We start from the raw sequence: 3703 nt of genomic DNA, 5'->3' as shown, positions 1-3703 counted from the left end.
GTGGGGGCCCGGGGGCATGACCCGGCCCGGCGGATCGCGCTCGCCGCCGCGGCGGTGCTGCGTGGCGGCGGATGCCCGGCGAAGGTCCCGGCGGTGCTGCGCCAGCGGCGCCGGGTGACCGATCAGTCGGGGCTGGACGCGCGGCAGCGGCTGGCGAACGTGACGGGGGCGCTGGGAGCGGTCCCCGGCAGCGGTCGGCTGCTGGTGGCGGGGCCGGTGGTGCTGGTGGACGATGTGATGACGACGGGTGCTTCGCTGGCGGAGGCCGCGCGGGCGGTGAGGGCGGCCGGTGGGCTGGTGATCGGCGCGGCCGTGGTGGCCGCGCCCCGGGCGCACATCAACCGGAACTGAATACGAAGCCACATCGTTGCAGGTGATAAGCGTGGCAAAGCACCTGATCGGAGGTACGTGCCGGTAGGGGGTGCCGACTTCCGACCGGCCGAGCTATGTTCGGTTGTGAGGAATGGCGGGTGTTATGACTCACTCATCCGCTTGGCGTGTTTTGCCTGCGTTCTGGTGAGGCTTGGAACAATTGGGGTTGAGATCCTCACCGTGGGAAGGAGGAGCTGAAAGCGCCAAGCCGGTGGCTCCGGAAGAGAGCCGGAGCCAAGTGCACAAGGGATGACGCTCCGATACTGACTGGAGCTACCCGGGAACGGAGTTCTGCGTGGACATCGTCGTCAAGGGCCGTAAAACTGAGGTGCCCGAGCGGTTCCGGAAGCACGTGGCCGAGAAGCTGAAGCTGGATAAGATCCAGAAGCTCGACGGCAAGGTCATCAGCCTCGACGTCGAGGTGTCCAAGGAGCACAACCCGCGGCAGTCCGACCGCGCCGACCGGGTGGAGATCACGCTCCGCTCACGCGGCCCGGTGATCCGGGCGGAGGCCGCCGCGGCCGATCCGTACGCAGCGCTGGACCTGGCGGCCAGCAAGCTGGAGGCACGGATGCGGAAGCAGCACGACAAGCGCCATACGCGCCGTGGCAACGGTCGTATTCCGGCCAGCGACGTGGCGGTCACCGTCCCCAACGCGGCGCGCATCAACGGGCATGGCGAGATCGCCCCCCAGCGCGCGCCGGAGACCGTCCCCACCACCCGGATGGGCCCCCTGGAGGTGCAGGGTGAGGGCCCCCTGGTGGTCCGGGAGAAGACCCACGCCGCAGCCCCGATGACGCTCGACCAGGCTCTCTATGAGATGGAGTTGGTCGGGCATGACTTCTATCTGTTCGTCGACTCCGACACCAATCAGCCCAGCGTCGTCTACCGGCGGCATGGCTATGACTACGGGGTGATTCATCTCCAGCCCCAGGCGTTCGTCGGGGAGGCGCCCGGTGGCGCCGGCGGCGCACTCGGCGGCTGACGAGGAATTCAGCCGAATCCAGCCTGACAGGTGAGAGGTGCCCCGGAGCGTCTGTGCGCCCCCCGGGGCACCTCCGTGCGACCACGGCGGGACCATTCCGCCGTCCGGGCATGAAATCATGGCCCGACGGCCAACCGGCGTACCGAGGACGCCGGTTGCTGCCAGACCGAGTGCACCAGAAGGTGCGGACCGCAAGGGCCATGGCCTTCAGGGGGAGGAACGATGGCGGACAGCTTCGGGCCCGTGTCCGACGCCGGCGATGACCACGGCGTCGGTCCGGACGGGGGCGAGCCGCGCGGCGAGCCGCGCAAGGAGCCGATTCGGGTCCTCGTAGTGGACGATCACGCGCTCTTCCGGCGTGGACTGGAGATCGTCCTGGCCCAGGAGGAGGACATCCAGGTCGTCGGCGAGGCGGGGGACGGAGCCGAGGCCGTGGACAAGGCGGCGGATCTGCTGCCGGACATCGTCCTGATGGATGTGCGGATGCCCAAGCGCGGGGGAATCGAGGCTTGCACCGCCATCAAGGAGGTGGCACCCAGCGCCAAGATCATCATGCTGACGATCAGCGATGAGGAAGCGGATCTCTACGACGCGATCAAGGCGGGGGCCACCGGCTATCTGCTGAAGGAGATCTCGACCGACGAGGTCTCGACCGCCATCCGGGCGGTGGCGGACGGCCAGTCCCAGATCAGCCCGTCGATGGCGGCCAAGCTCCTGACCGAGTTCAAGTCGATGATCCAGCGCACCGATGAGCGGCGCCTGGTGCCCGCGCCCCGGCTCACCGACCGTGAGCTGGAGGTACTCAAGCTGGTGGCGACCGGAATGAACAACCGGGATATCGCCAAGGAGCTGTTCATCAGCGAGAACACCGTGAAGAACCACGTGCGCAACATCCTGGAGAAATTGCAGCTGCACTCCAGGATGGAGGCCGTGGTCTACGCGATGCGGGAGAAGATCCTCGAGATCAGGTGAGGAGGGGCCCGGCCGGGAGCCGTAGCCCCCGGCGAGCAGGCCCCGGACGGGCAGCCCCCGGCGAGCGCCCCGGACGGGCAGCCCCCGGCGAGCAGGCCCCGGCCGAGGGTCCGGCCGGGTCCGGGACCGCTGGGACCGTTTGGGTCGCTGGGGCCGCTGGGTCAGGCGACCGCCGCCGTGAGCGGTGCGGCGAGCTCGGGGCGGTCGACGCGCTCGATCCGTACGGAGTCGCAGCCCACCCATTCGGCCGCCTCCCGCAGCGCCTGTGCCATGGGGGCCACGGCCTTCGGCGACTCCATGGACACCTGCCGGGCGACCAGGGTCTTCCCCTCCCGGGCCGGATCGACCCGGCCCAGCAGCCGCCCGCCCGACAGCAGAGGCATGGCGAAGTAGCCGTGGATCCGCTTGGGCTTGGGTACGTACGCCTCCAGCCGATGGGTGAAGCCGAAGATCCGCTCGGTGCGCGCCCGGTCCCATATCAGCGAGTCGAACGGCGACAGCAGCGTCGTGCGGTGCCGGCCGCGCGGCGGGGCGGCCAGCGCGTCGGGGTGCGCCCAGGCGGGCTTGTCCCAGCCCTCGACCGCCACCGGTACCAGCCCCGAGTCCGCGATCACCGCCTCCACCTGCTCGCCCTTGAGCCGGTGGTAGTCGGCGATGTCCGCCCGCGTGCCCACGCCCAGGGACTGCCCGGCGAGCCGGACCAACCGGCGCAGGCACTCCCGGTCGTCCAGGTCGTCATGGAGCAGGGCGTCCGGCACGGCGCGCTCCGCCAGGTCGTACACCCGCTTCCAGCCGCGCCGCTCGACGCACACCACCTCGCCGAACATCAGCGCCCGTTCGACCGCGATCTTCGCCGCCGACCAGTCCCACCACGGCCCGCCGTTCTTGGCCCCGCCCAGCTCCGTCGCGGTCAGCGGGCCCTCGGCGCGCAGCTGCTTCACCACCGTCTCGTACACCCCGTCCGGCAGCTCGTGGTGCCAGTGCGGACGGGTGCGGTAGGCGCGGCGCCGGAAGGCGAAGTGCGGCCACTCCTCGATCGGCAGCACACAGGCGGCGTGCGACCAGTACTCGAAGGCGTGGGTGCCGGTCCAGTAAGCCGACTCGACCGCCTCACGGCCGACCGCGCCCAGCCGTGCGTAGGGAATCAGCTCGTGTGAGCGGGCCAGCACCGAGATCGTGTCCAGCTGCACCGCGCCCAGATGGCGCAGCACGCCCCGCACTCCACCACGCCGGTCGGGGGCGCCCAGCAGCCCCTGGGCGCGCAGCGCGATCCGGCGTGCCTCGTCGGCGGAGAGGGTGACCTCGGGAGTGCGGTCCACGGCGGAACCGGTGGCGGCATTCGTCATGCGCGTCACCGTAGTGGCGACCACTGAC

General features: G+C 70.4%; 4 protein-coding genes. 3 read left to right on the top strand and 1 reads right to left on the bottom strand.

What is annotated here, in order from left to right; all coding sequences use genetic code 11:
* The 3 genes from AXW62_RS32780 to AXW62_RS32770 form a co-directional block, all read left to right on the top strand.
* The coding region (locus tag AXW62_RS32780) for a ComF family protein (protein WP_289306033.1) at positions 1-351 on the top strand (351 nt) is incomplete at its 5' end.
* Positions 352-667: 316 nt separating this feature from the next.
* On the top strand, positions 668-1357 hold the full coding sequence (gene hpf / locus AXW62_RS32775) for a ribosome hibernation-promoting factor, HPF/YfiA family (protein WP_030835675.1): 690 nt from the start codon (positions 668-670) through the stop codon (positions 1355-1357).
* A gap of 222 nt (positions 1358-1579) precedes the next feature.
* Positions 1580-2329 (top strand): response regulator, encoded by a 750-nt coding sequence (locus AXW62_RS32770; RefSeq protein WP_030835678.1) that lies wholly within the window; start codon positions 1580-1582, stop codon positions 2327-2329.
* A gap of 161 nt (positions 2330-2490) precedes the next feature.
* Here AXW62_RS32770 and AXW62_RS32765 read toward each other — a convergent pair whose 3' ends face one another.
* The gene (locus tag AXW62_RS32765; protein ID WP_060947678.1) at positions 2491-3675 is read right to left on the bottom strand and encodes a winged helix-turn-helix domain-containing protein; all 1185 of its coding nucleotides are present in this window, start codon (positions 3673-3675) and stop codon (positions 2491-2493) included.
* Positions 3676-3703: the final 28 nt, after the last annotated feature.

The organism is Streptomyces hygroscopicus subsp. hygroscopicus (assembly GCF_001553455.1).
GTDB classification, from domain to species: Bacteria; Actinomycetota; Actinomycetes; order Streptomycetales; family Streptomycetaceae; genus Streptomyces; species Streptomyces hygroscopicus.
Note: the sequence above shows the minus strand (reverse complement) of the source record. Positions and strands in the feature narration are given on the sequence as shown.

Excerpts from the sequence above, each read along its gene's own strand:
- AXW62_RS32770 (WP_030835678.1), top strand. The coding sequence starts at position 1,580 with ATGGCGGACAGCTTCGGGCCCGTGTCCGACGCCGGCGATGACCACGGC.
- AXW62_RS32765 (WP_060947678.1), bottom strand. The coding sequence starts at position 3,675 with ATGACGAATGCCGCCACCGGTTCCGCCGTGGACCGCACTCCCGAGGTC.